Source organism: Microtetraspora sp. AC03309 (assembly GCF_020826795.1).
GTDB lineage: Bacteria > Actinomycetota > Actinomycetes > Streptosporangiales > Streptosporangiaceae > Microtetraspora > Microtetraspora glauca.
Window position 1 is genome coordinate 44,759 of the sequence record NZ_JADDIL010000040.1, and the last position, 23,264, is coordinate 68,022.

Genomic DNA, 23,264 nt, shown 5'->3' on the forward strand with positions numbered 1-23,264 from the left:
CATGGGCCGTATGACAGGAGAGCCTCGGGCCGAGGGGGCGTTCCGGGAACGCGTCGTGGGCATCGGGTCGGGCGCGGGAGCGGTGGCGCCCCGGGAACTGGCCACCGAGGACATGGTCCTCAACATCGGACCGCAGCACCCGTCGACGCACGGCGTGCTGCGGCTGCGTCTCACTCTGGACGCCGAGCGCATCGTCAGCGCCGAGCCGATCATCGGCTACATGCATCGGGGCGCCGAGAAGCTGTTCGAGGTGCGCGACTACCGCCAGATCATCGTCCTGGCGAACCGGCACGACTGGCTGTCGGCCTTCGCCAACGAACTGGGCGTCGTGATCGCGGTCGAGCGGATGCTCGGCATGGAGGTCCCGCGACGTGCGGTGTGGGCACGGACACTGCTGGCCGAGCTCAACCGGGTGCTCAACCACCTGATGTTCCTCGGGTCCTACCCCCTGGAGCTGGGCGCGATCACCCCGGTCTTCTACGCGTTCCGCGAGCGGGAGACCCTGCAGCACGTCATGGAGGAGATCTCCGGCGGCCGGATGCACTACATGTTCAACCGCGTCGGCGGCCTCAAGGAGGATCTGCCGCTCGGCTGGCTCGACCGCGCGGGGCAGGCCGTCGCCGACGTACGGCGCCGCCTCCCCGACATCGAGAACCTCGTCTCCGGCAACGAGATCTTCCTCGCCCGGACCAAGGGCGTCGGGGTGCTGCCCCGCGAGACGATCATGCAGTACGGCGTGAGCGGCCCGATCGCCCGCGCCTCCGGCGTCGACTTCGATCTGCGCAGGGACGAGCCCTACCTCGCGTACGGCGAGCTGCCGGTGCGGGTGGTGACCCGGACGGAAGGCGACTGCCACGCCCGGTTCGAGGTGCTGCTCGACCAGGTCAAGGCCTCCCTCGACTTGGCGGACGCCTGCCTTGACCGGCTGCGGGAGCTCCCCCCGGGACCGATCAACCAGCGGCTGCCGAAGATCCTCAAGGCCCCCGAGGGCCACACGTACGCCTGGACGGAGAGCCCGCTCGGCATCAACGGGTACTACCTCGTGTCCCGGGGCGAGAAGACCCCCTGGCGGTTGAAGCTGCGCAGCGCGTCGTTCAACAATGTCCAGGTGCTGCGGGAGATCCTGCCGGGGCATCTGGTCGCCGACATGATCGCCATTCTCGGCTCGATGTTCTTCGTCGTCGGGGACATCGACAAATAGCGGTTACTTGCGCTCCTCCGGCTTGCCCGGCACCCGGCAGCAGTGCTCAAGGAAAAGCGCCGCGCAGATCAGCACGACGCACGAGGCGAACGAGCCGCCCGCGACGAACGCGTCCTGCCGCGGCTGGGGCAGGTCGAGCAGGTTGAGCACGTGGAGCACGAAACCCGCGAAGACGCCCCCGAACACCGCGCCCGCGTACGCCGTGGCCTTCGCCAGGGCGGCGAGCCGGGCGACCGCCAGCGGCTCCGCCGGCTTGGTGCCCGGCTTGCGGCGGATCCTGGCCCGGGTCAGCCACCCGGTGTACGCCTCACCGATGGCCAGCAGCAGCAGGGTCGGGATCGCGCTCCACGGCACGGTCGGCAGCTGGGAATAGGTCTTCTGCAGCAGGCCCCAGGTGAGCAGCGCGAACACCACCACCAGGCCGACCAGCACGCCGGGGTTGCTGGGCTTCACGCAGGCTCCTCTTGCGACATCAGGCGGGGGGCTCCAGGGACAGGTCGTCGCGCAGCCGTACACCGGCCTGGTCCAGCCCGGCGAGCAGGTCGGCCACGGCGCCGTGCCCGGTGAGCGTCGCCTCCGGATCGGCCCGCAGCCACGGGACCAGCACGAACGCCCGCTCGTGCGCCCGGGGGTGCGGGAGCGTGAGGTCGGGATCGGCCGACACGACGTCGTCCACCGTGATCAGATCCACGTCGAGAGTCCGCGGCCCCCAGCGCTCCACGCGCACCCGGCCGAAGGCGTTCTCGATGCTCTGGGCGCGTTCGAGGAGCGCCCACGCGTCCAGCATGGACTCGGCCACGACGACGGCGTTGAGGTAGGGGTCCTGCTCAGGCCCGCCCACGGGGTCGGTCTCGTACACGGGGGAGACGGCGACGAACGTCAGTCCCGGAGCGTCGAAGAGGGCGTCGATCGCGCCCTGGAGATTCTCCATCCGGCGACCGAGATTGCTGCCGAGCGCGAGCACGACCCTCATGCGCGACCCCTTCTGATGGTCACCACCACGTCGTCGAACGGCAGCGGAATGGGCGCGGCCGGCTTGTGCACACTGACCTCCACCTCGTCCACCAGGTCGTACGCCAGGCAGACGGACGCGAGCCGGTCGGCGAGCGTCTCGATGAGGTTGACCGGCTCGCCCCCGACCGTCTCCACCAGGCGCACGGCCAGCGCGCCGTAGTCGACGGTCTTGGTCAGGTCGTCTCCCCCGGCGGCGGGCGCGGTGTCGAGGAACAACGTCACGTCGACCACGAACTCCTGGCCGAGCTCCCGCTCCGCGGGCAGGCAGCCGTGCCGCCCCCGCGCGCGCAGCCCCACCAGGCGAACGCTGTCACTCCGGCCGCTCACTCTTCCTCCTCCTCGTCCTCGCTCTGCAGGACGGGGGACCCGTGGTACAACCACAGGCGCCAGCCGTCCGGGGTGCGGACGTATGTGCTGGTCGCGACCACCCGGCCCGCGGCGAACCCCGCCTCGTCGGTGTCCGCGGCGGTCAGGATGTTCTCCGCGCAGGTGAGCACGGCGACGTCGCCCAGCACCATGGTCCGCACGTCGGTCAGCACGAACTGGATGTACGGGGTGTTGGCCATGATCAGCGCCCACGAGCGGAGCACCTCGGACCGGCCGCTGAGCATGGGCCAACCGGGGTGGACGCACATCGCCACCCGGTCGCCCGCGTCCTCCGCCCAGATCTCGGACATCCGATCCAGGTCCGCGCTCTCGATCGCGTCGTAGAACTCCTGGTTGAGCTCCTCAACGTCCTTCATCGGCTGCCTTCCACGCCGCCGCGACGCGTACGGCGTCCGCGTTGGGTCCGACCTGGTGTACCCGGACGCACCAGGCGCCCTCCCGCGCGGCGAGCGCGGTGACCGCCAGCGTGGCGTCGTCACTGCGGTCGAAGGGGCGGGGCCTGCCCTCGGCGTCCGGCAGCAGGCGCCCGAGGAACCGTTTCCTCGACGCGCCGATCAGCACGGGATGGCCCATCTCGACCAGCTTGCGGGTCCCGGCCAGCAGCGCCCAGTTGTGCTCGGGATGCTTGGAGAACCCGAGCCCGGGGTCGATGACGATCTGCTCCTCGCGCACGCCCTCGCCGAGCACCGAGTCGACCCGCTTGCGCAGTTCCTCGGTCACCTCGGTGACGACGTCTCCGTACATCGCGCGGCTGTCCATGTCGTGGCTGTGGCCGCGCCAGTGCATCACGACGTACGGCACGCCGGCCGCCGCGACGACCCTGGGCATCGCCGGATCGGCCAGCCCGCCGCTCACGTCGTTGACGAGCATGGCACCGGCTTCCACGGCCGCCTCGGCGACCTCCGCGCGCATGGTGTCCACGCTGACCGTCACGCCCTCCTGGCGGAGGACGCGGATCACGGGCTCGACCCGGCGCAGTTCCTCTCCGAGGGAGACCCGGGCGGAACCGGGGCGGGTGGACTCGCCACCGACGTCGACGATGTCCGCGCCCTGGGCGACCAGTTCCAGCCCGTGGGCGATCGCGGCGTCCGCGTCGAACCACTGGCCGCCGTCGGAAAAGGAGTCGGGCGTCACGTTGACCACGCCCATGACCAGGCATCGCCCGGGATCGGGCATCCCGGGCACGTGGTGTGTGGTCATGCTGCCTCCTCGTCCGCGAGCCGGCGATGACCATTCGTCACTGTGTCTACTGGTTCGCTCGCTTCTCGCTCGCAGCCAAGCCTAGGCGCTCGGAGGTCGGGAACTGTATCCGGATCAGTTGCGCCCGAGGATGAGCGACATCGCCTCGGCCCGCGTGCTCTCGCAGGTGCGGAAGTCGCCCCTGACCGCGGAGGTGATGGTCTTCGCGCCCGGCTTGCGCACACCGCGCATGCTCATGCACATGTGCTCGGCCTCGATGACCACGATCACACCGCGTGGTTCGAGCACCCGCATCAGCCCGTCGGCGATCTGCGAGGTCATCCGCTCCTGGACCTGCGGCCGGCGGGCGTAGACGTCCACCAGCCGGGCCAGCTTGGACAGACCGGTGATCTGGCCCTTGGCGTTCGGCGTGTACCCGACGTGGGCCACGCCGTGGAAGGGCAGCAGGTGATGCTCGCAGGTCGACATGACCTCGATGTCCTTCACCAGCACCATCTCGTCGTGGTCGGCGTCGAACATCGTGGTCAGCGCGTCCTCCGGCCGCTGACCGAGTCCCGCGAACTGCTCCGTGTAGGCACGTGCGACCCGGGCCGGGGTGTCGCGCAGGCCGTCCCTGTCGGGATCCTCGCCGATGGCGAAGAGGATCTCCCGGACGGCCTTCTCGATCCGGCCCTGGTCCACGTAATGAGGCTCGACCGTCACGGTCAGGCCTCGTCCTTCTGCGGCGCCTGGTCGTTCATCCACGGAGCCGGGTTACCGGCGGGCAGAGCCTGCCCGTTGCCGTTGGCCCGCTCCTTCGGAGTGATCACCGGCGGGCGGTCGGACGGGAGCCGCTTGCCGTACCCGGCGTACGAGGGACGCTTCTCCTTCGTCTCGACCGGAGCGAAGACCTGGAGCACCTGCTCGCGGGAGAGGGTCTCCTTCTCCATGAGCTCCAGCACGAGGTTGTCGAGCACGTCGCGGTACTGGACGAGGACCTCCCACGCCTGGTCGTGCGCGGACTCGATGAGCCGGCGGACCTCCTCGTCGATCGTGGAGGCGATCTGCTCGGAGTAGTCGCGCTCGTGGCCCATCTCACGCCCGAGGAAGACCTCGCCGTTGCCACTGCCGAACTTGCGGGCGCCGAGCTTCTCGCTCATGCCGTACTCGGTGACCATACGGCGGGCGATGGAGGTGGCCTTCTCGATGTCGTTGGAGGCACCCGTGGTGGGCTCGTGGAAGACGAGCTCCTCCGCGGTGCGGCCACCCAGCAGCATGGCGAGCTGGTCCATCATCTCTGACCTGGTCGCGAGGAACTTGTCCTCCATCGGCAGCGTCATCGTGTAACCGAGGGCGCGGCCGCGGGACAGGATCGTGATCTTGTGGACCGGGTCGGAGTTGGGCAGCGCGTGCGCGACCAGGGCGTGACCACCCTCGTGGTACGCGATGATCTTCTTTTCCTCGTCGGACATCACGCGGGACTTGCGCTCAGGACCGGCCATCACGCGGTCGATGGACTCCTCAAGGGTGTTCATCGAGATGAGCTTCTGGTCCTGCCGGGCGGTCAGCAGCGCCGCCTCGTTGATCACGTTGGCCAGGTCGGCTCCGGTGAAGCCGGGCGTACGCCGCGCGATGACGTCGAGGTCGACGTCCTGGGCGAACGGCTTGCCGCGGCCGTGGACGCGCAGGATGCCCTTGCGGCCCTCCAGGTCCGGACGGTCGATGACGACCTGACGGTCGAAACGGCCGGGGCGCAGCAGCGCCGGGTCGAGGATGTCGGGCCGGTTGGTGGCGGCGATGAGGATCACGCCGCCCTTCACGTCGAAGCCGTCCATCTCGACGAGGAGCTGGTTCAGCGTCTGCTCGCGCTCGTCGTGGCCACCGCCGAGACCCGCGCCGCGGTGACGGCCCACCGCGTCGATCTCGTCGATGAAGATGATCGCCGGAGCGTTGGCCTTCGCCTGCTCGAACAGGTCGCGGACACGCGAGGCGCCGACACCCACGAACATCTCGACGAAGTCGGAACCCGAGATCGAGTAGAACGGCACGCCGGCCTCACCGGCCACCGCCCTGGCGAGCAGGGTCTTGCCGGTTCCGGGCGGGCCGTACAGCAGGACGCCCTTGGGGATCTTGGCGCCGATCGCCTGGAACTTGGCCGGGGCCTGCAGGAACTCCTTGATCTCCTGGAGCTCCTCGATGGCCTCGTCGGCACCCGCGACGTCGGCGAACGTCGTCTTGGGAGTGTCCTTGGTGATCAGCTTCGCCCGCGACTTCCCGAAGTTCATGACGCGGGAGCCGCCGCCCTGCATCTGGTTCATGATGAACAGGAAGATCAGGACGATGATGATGATCGGCAGGAAGCTGACCAGCAGGCTGACCAGGAAGTTCTCCCTGGGAACCTCGACGGTCCAGCCCTTGGAGGGGTTGGCCTTCGCCAGCGCCTCAGTCAGCTGGACGCCCTGGCCCTGCACCCAGGGGGCCTGGATGCGGTCCACGGACTTGCCGCCGACGTCGATCGGCTTCAGCAGCGTCAGCTCGGCGCGCTGGTCCTTGTCGACGACTTTGGCGCTCTTCACGTTGCCCTGCTGGATCTGCTGGACGACGGTAGAGGTGTCGGCGGTGGTGTAGTTGCCGTCCCCGTTGAACATCGTGGTGACGAGCAGGAGAAGCACGACGATGCCCAGGATCCACAGTAGTGGCCCACGTGTAAATCGCTTGAGATCCATCCGTTGCGGAACCCCGGCGGGCCCGTCCCTTCCTGACCAAGGCCTGGCCCCGGGCGAAACCCGGGTCGCGGCATCCCTCGCCGCTCCTACTGACTACCCGCAGGTAACCGAATGGCACCCGCAGATATCAGAAGGTACACCGGGCCGCCGCATGCGGTAACTGCATGAGCGGCTCCGGCTTTACCTTTCCAACGTACGTGACGCAAGCCGTGTTCCCTACCAGGGAGCGGATCGCGGCCCGCACAAGGGGACTTCGCTCAGGGCTTACTCGCCACCGTAGACATGCGGAGCGAGCGTGCCGATGAACGGCAGGTTGCGATACCGCTCCGCATAGTCGAGCCCGTAACCGATCACGAACTCGTTCGGTATGTCGAACCCGACATACTTCACATCAATTGGCACCTTGACCGCGTCCGGCTTACGGAGCAGCGCGCAGATCTCCAGCGAGGCCGGGTTGCGCGACTTCAAATTGTTCATCAGCCAGGAGAGCGTGAGACCGGAGTCGATGATGTCCTCGACCACGAGCACGTGACGGTCCGCGATGTCGGTGTCGAGGTCCTTCAGCACCCGCACCACCCCGGACGATCTGGTGCCCGCGCCGTAGGAGGACACCGCCATCCAGTCCATCTGCACCGGGACGTGCAAAGCCCGGGCCAGGTCGGCCATGACCATGACCGCGCCCTTGAGGACGCCGACGATCAGCAGGTCCTTACCGTCGTAGTCGGCATCGATCTGGCCGGAGAGTTCCTTGATCTTGCCTTGGAGCTCGTGTTCCGGAATGAGGACGCTCAAGAGGTCCTTGCCCATGTCGGCTGCATCCACCTGCGGAATCCTTACGCGAGGTTGTTCGCTGTAGCGAATATCAGGGTGCCACAGCGCCGGACCGCTCCCACCCCCCCGGGTAGATCGACCCGCCTCTGCCCCCGCCATGCGCTGATCAGCCGCTCCACCTCGTCGATGTGCACCGCCGCGAGCGCGGAGGCGGGCGCGCCCGCCTCCACCGCCGCCCGCTGGATGACCCGCCGCCGCACGGCTCCGGGGACCTTCTCCAGTACGGCGACGGCCAGCTCGACGCCGGATCCCGTACGCGACTCGGCGAGTACGGCGTCGGCCCACTCGTCCAGGGCGTCGGCGTCGTCCCGGCACAGGCGCGCGGTACGGGCGAGCGCCTCCGCCACACCCGGCCCGAGCGCGGCCGTAAGGACGGGCACGACGTCATGGCGGACCCGAACCCTGGTGTAGGCGGGGTCGATGTTGTGCGGGTCGTGCCACGGTTGGAGCCCCAGAGCCGCGCACGCCTCCTCGGTCCTCGCCCGGCTCAGGCCGAGCAACGGCCGACGATAGACGCCGGAGATCCCCGGCATGCCGGAGAGCGACCGGGTGCCGCTGCCGCGCGCCAGCCGCAACAACACGGTCTCCGCCTGGTCGTTCAGGGTGTGCCCCAGCAGCACGGCCGCGGCCTCCAGCCGCCGGGCCGCCTCCGAGAGCGCCGCGTAGCGGGCGTCGCGCGCGGCCGCCTCCGGCCCGCCCTCGGTGCCCACGGTGACGGGCAGGACCAGCGCGGGGTCGAGGCCGAGCGCGGGCGCGAGCCGCACGAGGTCGTGCGCACGGGACGCCGAGCCCTGCTGCAGGCCGTGGTCGACGGTCAGCAGCCCGGCGCGCAGGCCCATGCGAGGGCCGGAGAAGCCGAGCGCCGCGGCGAGCGCGAGCGAGTCGGCGCCGCCGCTGCACGCGACCAGGACGAGCGCCCCCTGGGGCAGGTCCGCGAGCGACTGCCGTACGGCACGGCGCACGTCGGCGACGGCGGGATGGGGACCCATGAGGCCATTCTGTCCGCCGGCCGGCCGGACGTGGGAACCGTGTCCGCCCGGATCGGCCGACGCGGAGAACGCGCGACGGTCAGGACTCCGGCGCGGCCGTCTCCTGCTCCAGCGAGCGGTTGCCGAGGACGCGGCCCATCCACACCTGGGGATCCGCGATCTCCTCCCGGCTCGGCAGCGTGTCGGGAGACGTCCAGACCCGGTTGAAGCCGTCCATCCCGGCCTGCTCGACGACGGTGCGCACGAAGTGGGACCCCTCGGCGTACTGCTTCATCTTGAGCTCGATGCCGAGCAGGCGCCGGATGAGCTGGTCGGTGCGCGACCCGCCCTCCCTGCGGCGCTGGAACCTGGACCTGATCTCGGCCACCGACGGCACGACGGACGGGCCGACGGCGTCCATGACGTAGTCGCCGTGCCCCTCGACCAGGGTCATCACCGCGGTGACCCGGTCGAGCACGGCCTTCTGCTCCGGGGTCTGGATGGCCTCGATGAGGTTGCCGTCGCCTCCCCTGATGGCGTCGGCGACCGCGTCGGAGGCGGCGCGCAACCGTTCGAGCAGGGTCGTCAGGTCCATGTCGGAGGCGAGCAGGAAGTCGGTCATCTGGGTGCGCACGTATTCCCGGAGCCAGGGCACGCCGGTGAACTGCACCCGGTGGGTCTCCTCGTGGAGGCAGACCCAGAGACGGAAGTCACGCGCGTTGACCCCCATCTCGCGCTCGGTGTGCACGATGTTGGGCGCCACGAGGGTCAGCCGCCCCGCGGGCGCGTTGCCCTCGGGATCCGGCGGGAGGAAGAGCTCGTACTGCCCCAGCACCCGGGACGCGAGGAACGCCAGCACGGCGCCCACTTCCACACCGGTGATGCGGGAACCGACCGCGCCGACGATCGCGGGCACGCTCGACATCTTCTGGGTGAGCGGCTCGAAGACCACCCTGAACCCGTCGACGTTGGCGCGGATCCACCCGGGCCGGTCGACGACGGTCGCGGCCTCCGGCGGCGCCGAGTCGATGCGGGTGAACTCCCGTACGTGTCCTTCGGCCTCGCGGGACAGCCGCCTCAGCTCGGCGACCGCCTGTCTGGCCTCTTCCCGGCTCACCTGTGGCCCCGGGCGCACGAGGCGCACTCCGGTCGCGACGGCCAGATCCCAGTCGATCACCTGCATACTCACCACCGTACGTTCTCCCCCCTCGCCGCGCGCGCGAGGGGCGCGGCGGTGTGCTGAGGAGGAGTGAGCGGGGAGCGCAGCGACCCCGAGCGACGAACGAAGCACATCGCCTCAAAGGCGCCCCGAGCCCGTCGTGCCGCAGGCGCGACAAAACCAGCAGAGAGGGGCGCGGCGAAACCGGTCAACTCTGGGAGACGATCGTGGCCAGGCGGTCGAGCGCGGCGACCGCCGCTCCGGGGTCGGGCACGTCGTCGGCCATGAAGGCGAAGGCGAGCAGCCGCCCGTCGGTGGTGTACGCCACTCCGGCGAGGGTGTTCACACCGTTGAGCGTGCCGGTCTTGGCGCGGACCAGCCCGGCGCCCGCCTCCGAGCCCGATGTGTCGTACCGGTTGTGCAGGGTGCCGGTGTATCCGGCGATGGGCAGCCCGCTGATCAGTGAATGGAGGTCGGGGTTGGCCGGTGACACCGCGGCGGCGAGCAGGCGGGCCAGCGCGGTGGGGGTGATGCGGTTCCTGATGGACAGGCCGCTGCCGTCGGTGACCTTGATCTCCTTGTCGAGACCGAGCCGTCCGAGTACGCGGTGGACGGCCGCCGCCTGCCCGGCGAACGTGTGCGGCAGACCCTCCTCGATGGCGACCTGGCGGGCCAGCGCCTCGGCGAGGTCGTTGTCGCTCTGCGTCAGCATGCGCTCCACCAGGGCGTAGACGGGAGGCGACTCGACGCGGGCGAGTTCCTTGGCCGTCTGCCCGGCGGTGACGGGCTTCACGTCCTTGCCGACCTTGACGCCGTACGCGCGGAGGAGCGAGGCGAAGGCGTCCGCGGCCGTACGCGGCGGGTCCGGGACGCGGGCCCCCTGGCCGGGCGCGACCCGCCCCTCGTCGATCGTGAGCGCGGTCACCGGCGCGGCGCTGCCCTCGGGCACGTAGGTGGGCTTCCATCCGGGCGCGGTCACCGGTCCGGTGAAGAGCGAGGTGTCGTATCCGAGCGTGACAGAAGTGATCTTGGCGGCTTTCAGCGCCTTGGCCGTGCGGGAGGCCAGGACGGCGAGGGAGGCGGGCTCGGGATAGACGCCGCGCGGCTTCTTCGCCCCGGTGAGGGTGGGATCACCGCCGCCGACGAGGACGATCGTGTTCGCGCCGGCTCCCGTGACGACCCTGGTCGCGATCTTGGCGTCCGGGCCGAGCGACGCGAGGGCGGCCACGCCGGTGACGACCTTGGTGGTCGAGGCGGGCGTGAGGGCGATCTCCGCGCGGCCGTTGAAGAGTGTGGCGCCGCTCGCCGCGTCCAGTACGACCCCGCCCGAGCTGCGCCCGAGGGCGGGGTCACCCAGCGCGTGGGCGAGCCGCGTGGTCAAAGTACCCTTAGCGGGGAGAGGCGCGTCCCCAACCGCGGCCAGAACCGCACCCGCGGTGATGATGGGGGTGGGGGTCGGTTCCGGTGAGGCGATCGGAGCCGACGGGCGGCGGCTGTCATGGGTGATCACATAGACGCCTACGGCGACGGCGAACACCTGCAATAGGGCGAGGGTGACTAACAGCACCCATCGCTCGCGTCGCACCATGTCACCTCTTGTCGCGCCAAATGGATGTACGCCTACGAGACATTAACGCCCCCCGGGATGCCGGGAGAGCTTGAGTGGAGGAACCGTAGTGGAGTTCGACGTTGTCGTTGAGATTCCCAAGGGGCAACGGAACAAGTACGAGGTGGACCACGAGACCGGCCGCATCCGACTGGATCGTCTGCTTTTCACGTCCACTCAGTACCCCGCCGACTACGGGTTCATCGAGAACACGCTGGGCGAGGACGGCGACCCGCTGGACGCGCTCGTGCTGCTCCAGGAGCCGACCTTCCCCGGCTGCCTGATCAAGTGCCGCGCCGTCGGCATGTTCCGCATGACCGACGAGAAGGGCGGCGACGACAAGGTCCTGTGCGTGCCCGCCACGGACCCGCGCATGGAGCACATCCGTGACATCCATCACGTCGCGGAGTTCGACCGGCTGGAGATCCAGCACTTCTTCGAGGTCTACAAGGACCTGGAGCCCGGCAAGTCAGTCGAGGGCGCCAACTGGGTGGGCCGGACCGAGGCCGAGGCCGAGATCGTCAACTCCGTGAAGCGCTTCCAGGAGCAGGGCCACGAGCACGCCTGATCAGTCCGGCCGGGTGGCCCCGACGAGGTCGGGGCGCCAGATGGGCGCGATGCGGACCACGTCCCCCGTCTGGGGGGCGTGGACCATCAGCCCCCGCCCGATGTAGAGGCCCACATGGTGGATGGAGCCGGGGTCTCGCGTCACCCGCCCGAAGAAGACCAGGTCACCCGGCTGGAGTTGGTCGATGGGGACGTGCGGGCCCGACTGCCACTGCGTGCCGGTCCAGTGGTCGAGGTCCACCCCCGCGCGCTCCCACGCCCGCATGGTCAACCCCGAGCAGTCATAGCTCGCCGGACCCGCCGCGGCCCAGACGTACGGCTTTCCGAGCTGCTGGAGCGCCCAGGTCGCCGCGACACCGCCCGGCCCGGCCACTTCGGTGGCCGCCCATTCTGGAGCCTTGAGCGCGGCCCGCGTGGTCATGGTCCGTAACTGGGACTCTCGCTGCGCCTGACGGGCCAGCCTGGCCTGCCGTAGCCGCTCGACCCGCGAGCGGGCGGCGTCGAGGCGCTGTGAGATCTCCTCCGTCGCCTGCTTGAGCTCCGCCATCTGCTGTTCCTGCTCGGCCACCGCCGTCGCCGCGGCCTCCTTGGCCAGCCTCGCCTGCTCCGCGCTCGCGGCCTGCTCGGTGTACGCCCGCTCGGCCTGGGCGCGCACGATCTTGAGTACGGTCTGGGTGTCCTCCAGGTTCTGCATGCTCGCCGTCTGCTCGCTGCCGAGCTGGTTCAGCATGCCGGCCTGCTGGATGAATCCCTCGAAACCCTCGGCTCCGGTGACCATGGCGAGGCCCATCTGGTCGATGCTCAGGTTCGCGTAGCGCTGCGCGGCCACCGCGGCGACCGGTTTTCGCGCCTCCTCGACCTCGGTTCGCGCCCGCTCCACCCGCTCCGACACCTGGTCGTACTCCTCCTCGGCCGACCGCAGCATGACGAGTTGGCCGTTGTACGCCTCGACGAGTCGCTCGACGTCGGAGTTGAGCTCGCTCAGCCGTGCCTTGGCAGCGGCGAACCGGGCCTGGACCCGGCCGAGTTCCTGGGCACGGGCACGCACTTGTTCACGCGCGTCGGCGACTTTTCCCGCCGGTTGTCCCGGATCGGCACCCGCCGGGGTGGCCAAGGTGAGAATGAGCCCGCAAGCGAGCCCGGCGATATGCCCGGATGCCATGCGGAGTGGCATGCTGACCCCTTCCATTTCTCCACTCCCAGACTCCCCGAGAATAACTCTGCGTACACACTAGGCTCACCGAACGTAACCTTTGGGAACCTGAAATTTCCAACGCCATTCTCGGACAATTCCGGCCAGGGTCGTGCGGTACGGAATAAGGGTCGCTTTGTCTCCGTAGTGGGATAACAAACGCGGACGGGATTACCCGTCCGCGTATCCGTATTGAGCGGAAATTCTCGCCCGCCAGGGGCCGAGCGCCGGCCGGTCAGGCGACGAGCGGACCCGCCGGTGAGGGCGCCGCCGCAGGCGGTGCGGGCGGCGGAGACGGTGCGGCCACCGTGGGCGGTGCGGCGGGCGCGGCAGCCGCCGGGGACGACCCCGCCGGGTCCCGGCGCTCTGGCCGCTCTGGCCGCTCGGGTCGGCCCGGCCGCTCGGGTCGGTCCGGTCGCTCGGACCGGTCCGGTCGCTCGGACCGGTCCGGTCGATCCGGTCGTGCGTGCCGGTCCGGTCGTGCGGGCCGGTCGGACCGGGCGGGTCGCGGGTGCCGCGCCGGCCGCTCGGACCGCGCAGGCCGTGCGCGGGGCGCCGTCACAGGGGAGGGGCTCGCCGTCGCGGTACTGCCGGGGGTGGGCGACGGCGAGCGTTCGGGTGGACAGCGCCGCCGCTGCGGGCGGGGATGGTGCTGGTGGTCGACCCCCGGAACCGGCGAGACGGTGGGATCGGTGGGTTCGGTGGGTTCGGGCTTGCCGCTCGGGGAGTCCGAGGGGCTCGGCACTGGAGACGTCTCGCCGGACGGGCTCGGCACCGGCTCCGTCGGGGAGGACTCCACCCTCGACGGGCGGGGCGTCGGCGTCGTCGGGGAGGCGGAGGGAGACGGGGTGGCCCGCGTGCCCGGCTCCGAATCCGGGCTCGTGCGTACGCCCGGCCCCGCGGACTCGTCGTGCGACCCGGCCGGACGCGTCGAATCCCGGTCGAGGATCGGGGTGAGGATCAGCGGCCGGTCCTGCGGCGTGGCCTTCCACGGCACCTTGAGGCCGGGAGGGTCGCCCGCGGCGGGGAAGGCGTCCGACGCGATGCCGACGATCCGGTCCTCCGGCCGGTCGGCGAACTGGTTGAACGACAGGAGGACGAGGCCGACCGCCGCCACCGTGGCCAGCGTGCCGCCCAGCGCGCGGGACCAGCCGCGACCGCCGCCTCCCGAGGGGAACCCTGAGGAGGTGAGCCGTCCCACCCGCTTGGCGACGTACCTGCGGTAGGCGACAAGCTCGGGGTCGGCGAAGCAGCTCATCACCCGCACGCGTACGGTGTCCGGCAGGCTCGCCTCGGGAAGCAGGCCGAAGACCTTGGCCAGGGAGACGTGTCGCACGCGATGGGCCGAGCACGTCTCACAGCGCGGAAGATGGCGGGCGATCCGCTCACGCGTCTCGGCGTCCAGTTCGCCGTCGAACCCGGCGAGGATCCTCGCCCTGCGAGGGCAGTCGTAGGGCCCTTTCCTCGCGAGGATCTCCACGGTGACCGCGTCGCTGAGGCGTTCCGTCGCGGCCTCCTGGAGGCCGTCGGCGTAACGCTGGCCCGTGCCGAGGACCGTCGCGAGATCGGGTCCGGTCAGGCCGTGCCTGCTGGCGAGTTCGAGGACCTCCCGGTCCTCCGGGCTCAGGCCGCGCGTGGCGTGCCAGGCGACGACCCGCAACTCCGCGTCGGCGGGGTCGGACAGCTGGGGCACGAGCACGGTGGAGAGGTCGGTGTCCGGCTGCTCGGCGCCCTGCGGCATGCGGCGGCGCAGGCACTCCCCTCTGGCCAGCGTGTACAGCCAGACGCGGAACCGGTCCGGATCCGCCAGCGAGCCGACCAGCGCCTCGGCGGCGATCAGCGTGTCGCGCAGGGCGACCTGCGCGCTGTCCGGCCCGCCGAGCATGACCAGGCAGTATCGGTAAATCGCTAGGGCATACGAGTCGTACAGCGCGGCCAGGGCGCCCGGGTCCCGAGCCCGCAACGCCTCGACCAGTACGCGGTCATTCATATGACCGAGAGTAAATGATTAATAACTAGCAGTTCTACTGATTCCACTGAACGGATGCAAATGATATTGACGCGCCCGGCTTATACAATGGGATTTGCGTTTTGTGCGGCTTGCGCCGGACGGGAACCGATTTATCTGGCTCTTTGGATATTTCGCGACTTGTCTCGATAAGGGGGATTAGGCCGGAGAAAGGTGCAGCCCGGCACCGGTGCAACCGTCGAGCAGCGCGTCCAGCCCGAACGCCTCCACGGGACCGAGCGCCCCCGCCCCCTTGACGCCGTCGGCCAGGGCGGTGGTCGCCGCCCATGCCAGGATCCGGGCGGTGAAGTCGTACGGGTCGCCCCCGTCGAGCTGGACCGAAGCCAGCAACCGGCCTTCCTTGTCGTACGCCTCCGCCACGGTCTGCGAGGAGATGTCGGGATCGGCCGCCTTCCCCCGATTGCCCAGGCGGATCACCCGGTCGGCCATAGCCTCGGTCACCCGCTTGGCACCGGGCAGCGCCGCCAGCACCGGGGTCGCCCTGGCCAGCACGCCCGCCGCCCGGGTCAGGCCGCCGAGCCAGCCCAGGTACACGTTCACCTCGCGGAGCCCCGGAAACGCCCTGGGCAGTGCGAAGTGCTCGGAGGCGCCCATCGAGATGCCGTGGCGGCGGCGCCCGCCCACGTTGAACTGGCGGGTACGGCCGTGCTCGCGGACGATGCGCCCCTCGCGGAAGCCGTACATGGGCTCAAGGACGACGCCGAGCGCGGAGGCCCTGGTGCCGGCGCTGGCGCGCTTGGCCATGTTCCCCCGGACGAAGTAGCCGACGTCCACCCGGACCGCCTCGCCGCCGGCCTTGCGCAGCGCGAGAGCGGCGGCGACGTTGCCCGGCACGTAGTCGTACCCGAACGCCGTGATCAGAGCGGCCTGCCTGGTCGCGGCGGCCGGGCCGTACCGCTGGAAGATCCGCTTGATGAACGTCGGCTCGCCCGCGGAGTCGAGGTAGGTCGCTCCCGTCTCGCTCGCCGCGATGACCGCCCCCTCGCCCCACCGGGTGAAGGGTCCGACCGTGGAGATCAGGACGTCGCCGGCGTTGAGCATCCGCTCCAACGTCTCGGAACGGCCGGCGTCGGCGACCGCCGTGGGGAGCGCCACCGGCAGCGACGCGGCGAACGCGTCCAGCCTGGACTGGTCACGCCCCACCAGGAGCGGCCGGGCGCCCATCATGAGCAGTGCCTGCGCGGTGAGCCTGCCGGTGAATCCGGTGGCCCCGAACAGCACGATCCGGGAGGTGGTCATGCCGTTACGGTAACCCGCCTCCGAATTCAAGATCCATAGTGGGTCCGCTCCTATTCTGGGCTCCGGGACCGCCACCATGCCGTTCATGGCCGTCGGTCGCCGATCGGCGGATAGCCGCGGTCCTTGGCGAACGGCTTGGTCGTGGGCTTGGTCGCGTTGACGGGGACCGTCCCGGCCGCCACCAGCTCCTCGTACGGCTTGGCCGTGGCGCCCCAGGTCCTGACCGACACGTCGGTGTCGGCGACCTTCCCCTTGATGCCGTTCGCGGTGATGACGAACCGCCGGTCGCGCTCGGCCCGGACGTCGTCGACGAAGGCCGTGCCGCCGCCGAGCAGCGTGCCCGCGTCGTCACGGAGCAGCGCGGTGACGACCAGGCTGCTCGCGGCCTTGCGGAAGGGGTCGGAGACGTACCCGGTGACGAGGTAGGACCCGGCCTCCAGCTTCTCCGTCGCCACGTCGGACACCGGGAACGGCCGGAACGCCGACGGTATCCGCGCGACCGGCCGCCACGAGGCCGGGCGGTACTCGATCTTCACCCGCTCGGGTTTGACCTTGGACACCGCCTCGCCCGTGAACGACAGGGAGCCGCCCGGCGGGATCGCGTCCAGCGGCTGCTCCATGCGCACGACCTCCTTGCCGGCGGCGTCGCGCGCGCTGATCAGAGCGACGGCGTTCTCCCCGAAGTGCCACCGGTTGGCGTTGCCGAGCACACCCGCCCAGGTCACGACGTAGCCGTTGCTCGACTTCCCGATCGAGGATGCCTGCTCCTTCAGCGCGAGCGGGGAGAGCTGCTTCGTCTTCTCCTCGCTCGTGCTGCACCCCGCCACCACGACCATGACGACGAGGGCCAATGCTGCTGCCATGCGGCTGCGCTGAGTCACTTAGCCGTCATAACCCGGTGAATGGGACGCCACCCAACGGACACGCGCGAGCCGTACGAACTCTTTAGGATCTTCGCCTATCTCGGGCGGACCACCCGGGTCTCGTCCCAAACGGGCTCGGGCGCCTCGTACACCCGCCCGTCCGAGCCGAAGACCAGGAAGCGATCGAAGTCCGCCGCGAACCACCGGTCGTGGGTCACCGCGAGCACCGTGCCGTCGAAGGCGTTCAGACCCTCCTGCAACGCCTCGGCGCTGGCCAGGTCGAGGTTGTCCGTCGGCTCGTCGAGCAGCAGCAGCGTGGCGCCGGACAGTTCGAGCAGCAGGATCTGCAACCGCGCCTGCTGCCCGCCGGAGAGCGTCTCGAAGCGCTGCTCGGCGATGCCGCCGGCGAGTTCGTAACGCGCGAGCACCTTCATCGCCTCGTTCTTGAGCCTGGCGTGCTCGGTCATGACGATCTCGCAGGGCGTGCGCTTCATCAGCTCGGGCCTGGAGTGCGTCTGGGCGAAGTGCCCGGGGACGACCCGCGCGCCGAGCCGCGCCACCCCCGTGTGCCGGACCGCCTCCCCGGCGACCAGCCGCAGGAAGTGTGACTTGCCCGAGCCGTTCGAGCCGAGCACCGCGACGCGCTCGCCGTACCAGATCTCCAGGTCGAACGGCTTCATCAGGCCGGTCAGTTCGAGGGTCTCGCAGATCACGGCGCGCTTGCCGGTGCGGCCGCCGCGCAGGCGCATGTTGATGAGCTGGTCCTTCGGGGCGACCTCCGGCGGCCCGGCCTCCTCGAACTTCCGCAGCCGGGTCTGCGCCGCGTGGTAGGCGCTGGCCATGCCGTCGTTGTAGGTCGCCTTGTTCTTCAGCATGTTGACCAGGCGCTTGAGCTTGACGTGCTCCTCGTCCCAGCGGCGGCGGAGCTCGTCCAGGCGCTCGTTGCGCTCTCTTCGGGCCTCGGCGTACGTGGCGAAACCGCCGCCGTGGACCCAGATGTTCCCGGATTCGACCGTGACGATCCGGTCCGCCGCATTGGCCAGCAACTGCCGGTCGTGGGACACGAGGAGAACCGTCTTCTGCGTCTCTCTCAGCGCCTGTTCCAGCCAGAGCTTGCCCGGAACGTCGAGGTAGTTGTCGGGCTCGTCGAGCAGCAGGGTCTGGTCGGGGCCGCGGAGCAGCGCCTCCAGCACGAGCCGCTTCTGCTCGCCGCCGGACAGCGTGTTGACCTCGCGGTATTTGCACCTGTCGTACGGCGTGCCGAGGGCGGCCATCGTGCAGGTGTCCCACAGGACCTCGATGTCGTAGCCGCCGGCGTCGGTGTAGTCCGTGATCGCCTGGGCGTAGCGCATCTGGGTCTTCTCGTCGTCACGCTCCATCATCACGAGCTCGGCGGCGTCCAGCCGGGCCGCCGCCTCCCTGATCCGCGTCGGCGCGACGCTGAGCAGCAGGTCGTGGACGGACCGGCCGTCACGGATGCTGCCGATGAACTGCCGCATCACACCGAGCCCGCCCGAATGGGCGACGGTGCCCTCGACCGGTTGGAGATCACCGGAGATGAGCCGCATCAGCGTCGTCTTACCCGCCCCGTTGGGCCCGACGAGCGCGGCCTTGGCGCCCTCTCCGATCCGGAACGACACGTCGTCGAGCAACGGCCTCCCGTCAGGCAACACATAGGTCAGATGCCCGATCTCGACGTGTCCCACGGCGTTTCCCTCTCTCGCTTCTCGCGCAGGGTACCGGCCGATTTCACAGGTGGGCATCCCAATTTCCCGGCCTCGGTCACCAGGCCGCGAGCATCTCCTGCGGCGACGCGTCGGGAGAGTCGGGGGCCGGAGAATGCGCGCCGCCGGCCTCCGGGCGGACGAGGACGGTCACCTGCCCGTCCTCCCACCTGCTCAATGGGTACATATTGCCCATGATCAGGAGATGCCGTCCCGTGGCGTCGTAGCGGATCAGAGTCCACCGGGCGACCGTTCTGGCGGCGTTCTCCGCGCTGAACAGCGTGCGCGTCCTTGCGCCGTCGGCGACCGCGTACTCCTCGATGGAGAAGCGCTGCGGCGCCTCGCCGTCCGGCGGCGAGAAGGGGCCGCCGACCGCGATCGTGCGGCCGTCCGGGCTGATCGCCGCGCCTACCGGAGATTCCACACCGCGCACGATCACGCGACTGCCTGTGAGCGTGTCCCCGGCGGCGGCGGTGTCGAGGACGCGGACCTCCGCGCCGGCCACGAAGGCGAGCGTACGGGCGTCGGCCGCCCACGACAGGCTCTCGATGCTCTCGGAGTCCTCCGCCGACCAGCTCCGCGTCTTGCCCACGATCAGATCGACGACCGCGAGACGGTCGCCGGGACACGGGGCCGATCCGGTGCACATCTCGCCGTGGAAGCCGTAGGCCAGCCGAGCGCCGTCCTGCGTCACGGCCAACGAGGTGACGGCGGCACCGGTCACGGGAGGGATCACGTCCGGCGCGATTTCGGTGGTCTTTCCCCGATCGTCCACGCGCAGGCGAGAGAAGCGTGTGGTGCTCACCATCGTCTCGGGCTCCGTCACGCTCTGGGCCACGTAGAACGTCGTGCCCTCTCCCGTGCCGGCGATCACGTATCCCCCGGGGGTGGACCGGGTGATCCCCTTCGGGGTGGGAGGCGTCGCGACCAGCTCGGTGATCTCGCCGTTCACGGTGTCATGGATCGACAGGCCGTCCTCTCCCGCCGTCAGCAGGAACGGCGGAGGCGGGGGCGCACCTCCGACCGTCGTGGCCGGGCTGCCGAGCCCTGCCACGACGGTGAGGCTCACCGCCACGACAGCCAGAGCCGCCGTCAGCGGGGCCAGCACGAGAGGTCCGCGCAAGCGCGGGCGGGCCTCCGGCCGTGGGACCTGGCCGGAGGGACGCAGAGTCTCGGCACGTACGAGCTCCGCACCTGCGGCGAAGGCGTCACGGAGCTGCTGTTCGATTCGCTGGGTCATCGGCCCTCCTCAAGTTTCTCGGCGAGCGTCCTGAGCGCCCGGGCTGTGGTCGACTTCACCGTTCCGCGGCTGACCCCCATGACCTCGGCCGTCTCCGCCTCGGAGAGATCGAGGTAATAGCGCAACACCACGGCCTCACGCCGGCGGCGCGGTAGATCGCGGACGGCCGCGAACACCTCCCGGCGGGTCTCCCCCAGCAGGGCCGAGGACTCGGCGGACCAGAACGGGGCTTCCCGATCGATGCCGAACCGCCGGGCGATCGCCCGGCGACGGTGAACCGCGCGGCAGCCGTTGAGCACCGCCGTACGCAGATAGGGCAGCAGATCATCGTGATCGGCCAAGCGCCGCCATCGACGATGGACGGCGGCGAAGGCGTCCTGCACGACGTCCTCAGCCGCCTCCTGGTCTCCCACCAGAAGGAAAGCGAACCGGACGAGGCCAAGACGATGAGCGGTGAACAACCGGGAGACGATGGCGTCGCCTGGTGACACCGAGAGGAGCTCCGGTGGGGGCTCCTCCCTCGCATTCCTGATCTCAGCTTGCATGCCTACTTCATGCGTGGGCCCCTGATGAGGTTGCTTCTGATCGCCGACTTTTCCCGGCAGGCGAGACCAGGGACCTGTCACCTGGTCGGAACCTGCCGCGATTGTCTACCTGCTCTCGATGAGGACCAGGCCGACACCGCGGGGGTCATGGCACGCATGTGGGGTGCCCGATCTCGACGTGTCACCGGTGGTTCCCTCTCGCTGACGAGGCCGGACAGTTCCTGGCGCTCGCCGTCCGCGTAGGGTGCGGCCATGACATCCGTTGAGCGACTCGGCGCCGAACAGTACGTGTCAGTCGTGACATTCCGCCGGGACGGGACTCCGGTCGCGACCCCGGTCTGGGTGACCCGCGACGGCGACGCCCTGGTCGTCTGGACGGCCAACGACTCCGGCAAGGTGAAGCGCATCCGGCGAAATCCGGACGTGACGGTGGCCCCGTGCGACATGCGCGGCAAGCTGCGCGGTGAACCGGTGGCGGCCAGGGCCGAGGTACTGCCGCCCGAACAGAGCGACCACGTGCGCCGACTGGTGATCGAGAAGTACGGGCTGGTCGGCAGGCTGAGCATCTGGGGAAGCATGATCCGCCGTGGCCGCGCCGGCACGGTCGGCGTGCGCATCACCCTGCCTTCCTGACCTTTCCGGCGGCGGACGGGTGCGAGCGGGTCACACGCCGCCGCTGATCGGCACCAGGCACCGGCCGGTTTCACAGGTGTCGAGGACCCGCCGGCCATCACCGATGCTTCGGTGCCGTCACCAGCGCAGCAGTGCGGCCACCCCGCCCTCCTGAGCGAGTCCGGCCGCGGCTTCGGAGCCCAGCATCGTGACCTTGGTGGCGTGCTCCAGGGCCAGCTCGATCATGCGCTCGCCCAGGTCGTCCGTCGTGCCCTCCTCTACAAGCTCGGCGGCGATGGGCGCGGCGCCCGCGTCCACGGCGGTGGCGGCCTTCCACTCCCCCGCCGCGTCGAGAAGCAGGTGCTCGACGCGACCCGCGCGCAGCATGGCGAGCGTGTCGCCGAGACCGAGCACGCCGTTGCCGCCCGACAGCGCCAGCTCGCGGGCCCGTTCCACCAGTGCGGCGTCACGCCTGGCACGGACCTCGGTGAAGGTGGGACGTACATACGCCAGGACCTCCGCGGGTGAGAGGGCGGGGTCGATGATGGCGTCGAGCAGGACGGTGTCCCGGCCCATGGGCATGGCCTCGCCGAGCACATCGGTCGCCCTGGGATCGCCCGCGAGCAGGACGGCCTGCCAGTCGTTCCCCTCCGCCTGCTCGGCCACGCGCGGGGCCACCGTACGCAGGAACCTGATCAGGTGCTCGTCGACCCGCTGCTCGAAACGGTCGTGCTGGTCGGCGGCGCGGCGCGAGAGTCCGGGCGTGGCGGGGCCGCGCTTCCTGCGCCAGTCCTCGGTGTCCAGGTCGAAACCGATCGGTTCGAGCTCCTCCGCCAGCCCGTAACGGCAGTCGACCAGCCGGACACCGTCCCGTCCCACCATGACGACGCCCGCGGGAGCGCCCTCCTCGACGGCGGTGACCCAGGGGCGCAGGTAGGCGTTCGGCTCAAGGACAGCCAGGTCCCCGACCGGGAGCTGCACCCACAGGGTGCGCACCTCATCGCCTGCCACCTGGGCGAACAGAGCGCGTCCCAGACCGGGTTCCGTCGGGTTGAGGAGCTGGTCGATCCGGGGTTCGAGCACGTCCAGCCGGGCGAGGACCAGCTTGGCCAGGTCCTTGTCGACCTGCCGGGCCAGATCCCGGCGCAGCGCGGCGATCTCGTTGCGCGCCCGGACCTGCCACGCCGTCGTGCCGGGCTCCATCGTCGTGTAGAGCGACACCACCCCCACGTCGTCGCCGAAGGTCGCCAGTTCCCGGAGATCGGGCAGTTCGAAAGCCATGACGATGCCCCCGTACGCCTGGATGGCCCAGTTTTCCGAAGCGTACATACAGGTCATCGCGGGCTGACGTGCCTCAACGGGCAAATGGAGCGGGGCTAGCGCGACCTTTACCCTGACGCCCTACCCGCGGTCCGGGGCGGGCGGGGTCACACGACCACGGTCATCGAGGTCTCGGTCACCACGAAACCGAGCCTGTCGTAGATCCTTCTGGCGGGGTTGGTGTGCGTGACCGCCAGCCCCAGGCCGGCGAGGCCGTCCCGGGCGGCCCGTACCTGAACGGCTCGCAGGGCGAGCGCGCCGATCCCGCGAGGCCCGTTGACCGGATGCCGGAACACCTGCGAGATCCACGGCCGGCCGTGCATGTCGTTGACGACGACTCCGGCGACCACCGTGTCGTCGGCGTCCACGACCAGGACGCTGCAGGGAAGGACCTGCCCGATCAACCGTCCCTCCAGGAGCTCGGTCAGCTCCTCGCGCTCCCGCTCCACGCCCCGGTCCGGCCGGTGATCGGGATGTCCGGGCGGGTAGGCCGCGCGCACCGCGGGGAACACCTGCTCCGGATCGCGGTCGCACGGTACGAAACGGAACCCTTCGGGCGCTTCCACCTCGGCCGGGTCCGCGTCCTTCAGGTCGAAGAACATGACATGGGCGTGCCGCAGTAACTGGGCACCCCGTGCCAGCAGCTCTTCCGACAGCTCCGGCGGAGCCGAGACGGCCCAGCCGCGCATGCCGGACATGATGACCTCGACCGGATCCGGCCCGACCACCTCGACCATGTCCGCCCAGGGACGTCCGTCCCTGACACCTTCGACGTAGCTGACCGCGTTCGCCATGACCTGGCGTCTCTCGTCCATTCCGAAATCGTCACGTCGGATCCGTACGGCACGCAACCGAATTCCGC

At 70.0% G+C, this 23,264-nt stretch carries 23 protein-coding genes; 3 read left to right on the top strand and 20 right to left on the bottom strand.

Annotated features, from left to right (window positions below; genetic code table 11):
- Window positions 1-10: 10 nt before the first annotated feature.
- A complete protein-coding gene (locus tag IMZ11_RS23480) occupies window positions 11-1,201 on the top strand; it encodes an NADH-quinone oxidoreductase subunit D (RefSeq protein ID WP_228644503.1) in 1,191 nt (396 codons plus the stop codon).
- A gap of 3 nt (window positions 1,202-1,204) precedes the next feature.
- Here the strand turns inward: IMZ11_RS23480 and IMZ11_RS23485 are convergent, their stop codons facing one another.
- The 11 genes from IMZ11_RS23485 to dacB all read right to left on the bottom strand — a co-directional run bounded on the left by IMZ11_RS23485 (window position 1,205) and on the right by dacB (window position 11,053).
- A complete protein-coding gene (locus IMZ11_RS23485) occupies window positions 1,205-1,654 on the bottom strand; it encodes a DUF3180 domain-containing protein (RefSeq protein ID WP_228644504.1) in 450 nt (149 codons plus the stop codon).
- A gap of 19 nt (window positions 1,655-1,673) precedes the next feature.
- Complete coding sequence (folK, locus tag IMZ11_RS23490; RefSeq protein ID WP_228644505.1) at window positions 1,674-2,174, bottom strand: 2-amino-4-hydroxy-6-hydroxymethyldihydropteridine diphosphokinase; 501 nt, start codon at window positions 2,172-2,174, stop codon at window positions 1,674-1,676.
- Window positions 2,171-2,542, bottom strand: a complete 372-nt coding sequence (gene folB / locus IMZ11_RS23495) for a dihydroneopterin aldolase (RefSeq protein ID WP_228644506.1) — start codon at window positions 2,540-2,542, stop codon at window positions 2,171-2,173. Before folB ends, folK begins: the two co-directional genes overlap by 4 nt.
- A complete protein-coding gene (locus IMZ11_RS23500; RefSeq protein ID WP_061261401.1) occupies window positions 2,539-2,958 on the bottom strand; it encodes a nuclear transport factor 2 family protein in 420 nt (139 codons plus the stop codon). Before IMZ11_RS23500 ends, folB begins: the two co-directional genes overlap by 4 nt.
- Window positions 2,945-3,802, bottom strand: a complete 858-nt coding sequence (gene folP / locus IMZ11_RS23505) for a dihydropteroate synthase (RefSeq protein WP_228644507.1) — start codon at window positions 3,800-3,802, stop codon at window positions 2,945-2,947. The genes IMZ11_RS23500 and folP overlap by 14 nt, the downstream gene beginning before the upstream one ends.
- Window positions 3,803-3,916: 114 nt before the next feature.
- Complete coding sequence (folE, locus tag IMZ11_RS23510; protein ID WP_061261403.1) at window positions 3,917-4,504, bottom strand: GTP cyclohydrolase I FolE; 588 nt, start codon at window positions 4,502-4,504, stop codon at window positions 3,917-3,919.
- A 2-nt stretch (window positions 4,505-4,506) separates the two neighbouring features.
- Window positions 4,507-6,507 (bottom strand): ATP-dependent zinc metalloprotease FtsH, encoded by a 2,001-nt coding sequence (gene ftsH / locus IMZ11_RS23515; RefSeq protein WP_228644508.1) that lies wholly within the window; start codon window positions 6,505-6,507, stop codon window positions 4,507-4,509.
- Window positions 6,508-6,771: 264 nt separating this feature from the next.
- Window positions 6,772-7,329: a hypoxanthine phosphoribosyltransferase gene (gene hpt, locus IMZ11_RS23520; protein WP_228644509.1), complete on the bottom strand. Its 558-nt coding sequence runs from the start codon at window positions 7,327-7,329 to the stop codon at window positions 6,772-6,774.
- An 11-nt stretch (window positions 7,330-7,340) separates the two neighbouring features.
- Window positions 7,341-8,327: a tRNA lysidine(34) synthetase TilS gene (gene tilS, locus IMZ11_RS23525; protein ID WP_228644510.1), complete on the bottom strand. Its 987-nt coding sequence runs from the start codon at window positions 8,325-8,327 to the stop codon at window positions 7,341-7,343.
- Window positions 8,328-8,406: 79 nt separating this feature from the next.
- Entirely contained in the window at window positions 8,407-9,489 is a 1,083-nt protein-coding gene (locus IMZ11_RS23530; protein WP_228644537.1) for a zinc-dependent metalloprotease, read from the bottom strand.
- Between the two features lie 184 nt (window positions 9,490-9,673).
- Window positions 9,674-11,053 (bottom strand): D-alanyl-D-alanine carboxypeptidase/D-alanyl-D-alanine-endopeptidase, encoded by a 1,380-nt coding sequence (gene dacB, locus IMZ11_RS23535; protein WP_228644511.1) that lies wholly within the window; start codon window positions 11,051-11,053, stop codon window positions 9,674-9,676.
- Between the two features lie 88 nt (window positions 11,054-11,141).
- On the opposite strand from dacB, the gene IMZ11_RS23540 reads away from it, so the two are divergent.
- Complete coding sequence (locus IMZ11_RS23540; RefSeq protein WP_061261408.1) at window positions 11,142-11,639, top strand: inorganic diphosphatase; 498 nt, start codon at window positions 11,142-11,144, stop codon at window positions 11,637-11,639.
- On the opposite strand, the gene IMZ11_RS23545 is transcribed toward IMZ11_RS23540, so the two are convergent.
- From IMZ11_RS23545 to IMZ11_RS23575, 7 genes are all read right to left on the bottom strand, one after another.
- Complete coding sequence (locus tag IMZ11_RS23545) at window positions 11,640-12,812, bottom strand: C40 family peptidase (RefSeq protein ID WP_228644512.1); 1,173 nt, start codon at window positions 12,810-12,812, stop codon at window positions 11,640-11,642.
- 253 nt (window positions 12,813-13,065) lie between these two features.
- Entirely contained in the window at window positions 13,066-14,820 is a 1,755-nt protein-coding gene (locus IMZ11_RS23550) for a hypothetical protein (RefSeq protein ID WP_228644513.1), read from the bottom strand.
- A 177-nt stretch (window positions 14,821-14,997) separates the two neighbouring features.
- Window positions 14,998-16,098 carry a saccharopine dehydrogenase NADP-binding domain-containing protein gene (locus tag IMZ11_RS23555; protein ID WP_228644514.1) on the bottom strand — a complete coding sequence of 367 codons (1,101 nt, stop codon included), beginning with the start codon at window positions 16,096-16,098 and terminating at the stop codon, window positions 14,998-15,000.
- An 83-nt stretch (window positions 16,099-16,181) separates the two neighbouring features.
- The gene (locus tag IMZ11_RS23560) at window positions 16,182-16,961 is read right to left on the bottom strand and encodes a hypothetical protein (RefSeq protein WP_228644515.1); all 780 of its coding nucleotides are present in this window, start codon (window positions 16,959-16,961) and stop codon (window positions 16,182-16,184) included.
- A gap of 95 nt (window positions 16,962-17,056) precedes the next feature.
- Window positions 17,057-18,667: an ABC-F family ATP-binding cassette domain-containing protein gene (locus IMZ11_RS23565; protein ID WP_228644516.1), complete on the bottom strand. Its 1,611-nt coding sequence runs from the start codon at window positions 18,665-18,667 to the stop codon at window positions 17,057-17,059.
- Window positions 18,668-18,743: 76 nt separating this feature from the next.
- Window positions 18,744-19,925: a hypothetical protein gene (locus tag IMZ11_RS23570; RefSeq protein ID WP_228644517.1), complete on the bottom strand. Its 1,182-nt coding sequence runs from the start codon at window positions 19,923-19,925 to the stop codon at window positions 18,744-18,746.
- Window positions 19,922-20,470, bottom strand: coding sequence for a SigE family RNA polymerase sigma factor (locus tag IMZ11_RS23575; RefSeq protein ID WP_228644518.1), 549 nt, complete (start codon window positions 20,468-20,470; stop codon window positions 19,922-19,924). The genes IMZ11_RS23570 and IMZ11_RS23575 overlap by 4 nt, the downstream gene beginning before the upstream one ends.
- 252 nt (window positions 20,471-20,722) lie before the next feature.
- On the opposite strand from IMZ11_RS23575, the gene IMZ11_RS23580 reads away from it, so the two are divergent.
- Entirely contained in the window at window positions 20,723-21,103 is a 381-nt protein-coding gene (locus tag IMZ11_RS23580; protein ID WP_228644519.1) for a PPOX class F420-dependent oxidoreductase, read from the top strand.
- Window positions 21,104-21,220: 117 nt separating this feature from the next.
- Here the strand turns inward: IMZ11_RS23580 and IMZ11_RS23585 are convergent, their stop codons facing one another.
- Window positions 21,221-22,411: a VLRF1 family aeRF1-type release factor gene (locus tag IMZ11_RS23585; protein WP_228644520.1), complete on the bottom strand. Its 1,191-nt coding sequence runs from the start codon at window positions 22,409-22,411 to the stop codon at window positions 21,221-21,223.
- Window positions 22,412-22,509: 98 nt separating this feature from the next.
- Window positions 22,510-23,217, bottom strand: coding sequence for a GNAT family N-acetyltransferase (locus IMZ11_RS23590; protein ID WP_228644521.1), 708 nt, complete (start codon window positions 23,215-23,217; stop codon window positions 22,510-22,512).
- Window positions 23,218-23,264: the final 47 nt, after the last annotated feature.

Excerpts from the sequence above, each read along its gene's own strand:
- IMZ11_RS23480 (WP_228644503.1), top strand. The coding sequence starts at position 11 with ATGACAGGAGAGCCTCGGGCCGAGGGGGCGTTCCGGGAACGCGTCGTG.
- folK (WP_228644505.1), bottom strand. The coding sequence starts at position 2,174 with ATGAGGGTCGTGCTCGCGCTCGGCAGCAATCTCGGTCGCCGGATGGAG.
- IMZ11_RS23500 (WP_061261401.1), bottom strand. The coding sequence starts at position 2,958 with ATGAAGGACGTTGAGGAGCTCAACCAGGAGTTCTACGACGCGATCGAG.
- folP (WP_228644507.1), bottom strand. The coding sequence starts at position 3,802 with ATGACCACACACCACGTGCCCGGGATGCCCGATCCCGGGCGATGCCTG.
- ftsH (WP_228644508.1), bottom strand. The coding sequence starts at position 6,507 with ATGGATCTCAAGCGATTTACACGTGGGCCACTACTGTGGATCCTGGGC.
- tilS (WP_228644510.1), bottom strand. The coding sequence starts at position 8,327 with ATGGGTCCCCATCCCGCCGTCGCCGACGTGCGCCGTGCCGTACGGCAG.
- IMZ11_RS23530 (WP_228644537.1), bottom strand. The coding sequence starts at position 9,489 with ATGCAGGTGATCGACTGGGATCTGGCCGTCGCGACCGGAGTGCGCCTC.
- dacB (WP_228644511.1), bottom strand. The coding sequence starts at position 11,053 with ATGGTGCGACGCGAGCGATGGGTGCTGTTAGTCACCCTCGCCCTATTG.
- IMZ11_RS23545 (WP_228644512.1), bottom strand. The coding sequence starts at position 12,812 with ATGCCACTCCGCATGGCATCCGGGCATATCGCCGGGCTCGCTTGCGGG.
- IMZ11_RS23550 (WP_228644513.1), bottom strand. The coding sequence starts at position 14,820 with ATGAATGACCGCGTACTGGTCGAGGCGTTGCGGGCTCGGGACCCGGGC.
- IMZ11_RS23555 (WP_228644514.1), bottom strand. The coding sequence starts at position 16,098 with ATGACCACCTCCCGGATCGTGCTGTTCGGGGCCACCGGATTCACCGGC.
- IMZ11_RS23560 (WP_228644515.1), bottom strand. The coding sequence starts at position 16,961 with ATGGCAGCAGCATTGGCCCTCGTCGTCATGGTCGTGGTGGCGGGGTGC.
- IMZ11_RS23570 (WP_228644517.1), bottom strand. The coding sequence starts at position 19,925 with ATGACCCAGCGAATCGAACAGCAGCTCCGTGACGCCTTCGCCGCAGGT.
- IMZ11_RS23575 (WP_228644518.1), bottom strand. The coding sequence starts at position 20,470 with ATGCAAGCTGAGATCAGGAATGCGAGGGAGGAGCCCCCACCGGAGCTC.
- IMZ11_RS23580 (WP_228644519.1), top strand. The coding sequence starts at position 20,723 with ATGACATCCGTTGAGCGACTCGGCGCCGAACAGTACGTGTCAGTCGTG.
- IMZ11_RS23585 (WP_228644520.1), bottom strand. The coding sequence starts at position 22,411 with ATGTACGCTTCGGAAAACTGGGCCATCCAGGCGTACGGGGGCATCGTC.
- IMZ11_RS23590 (WP_228644521.1), bottom strand. The coding sequence starts at position 23,217 with ATGGACGAGAGACGCCAGGTCATGGCGAACGCGGTCAGCTACGTCGAA.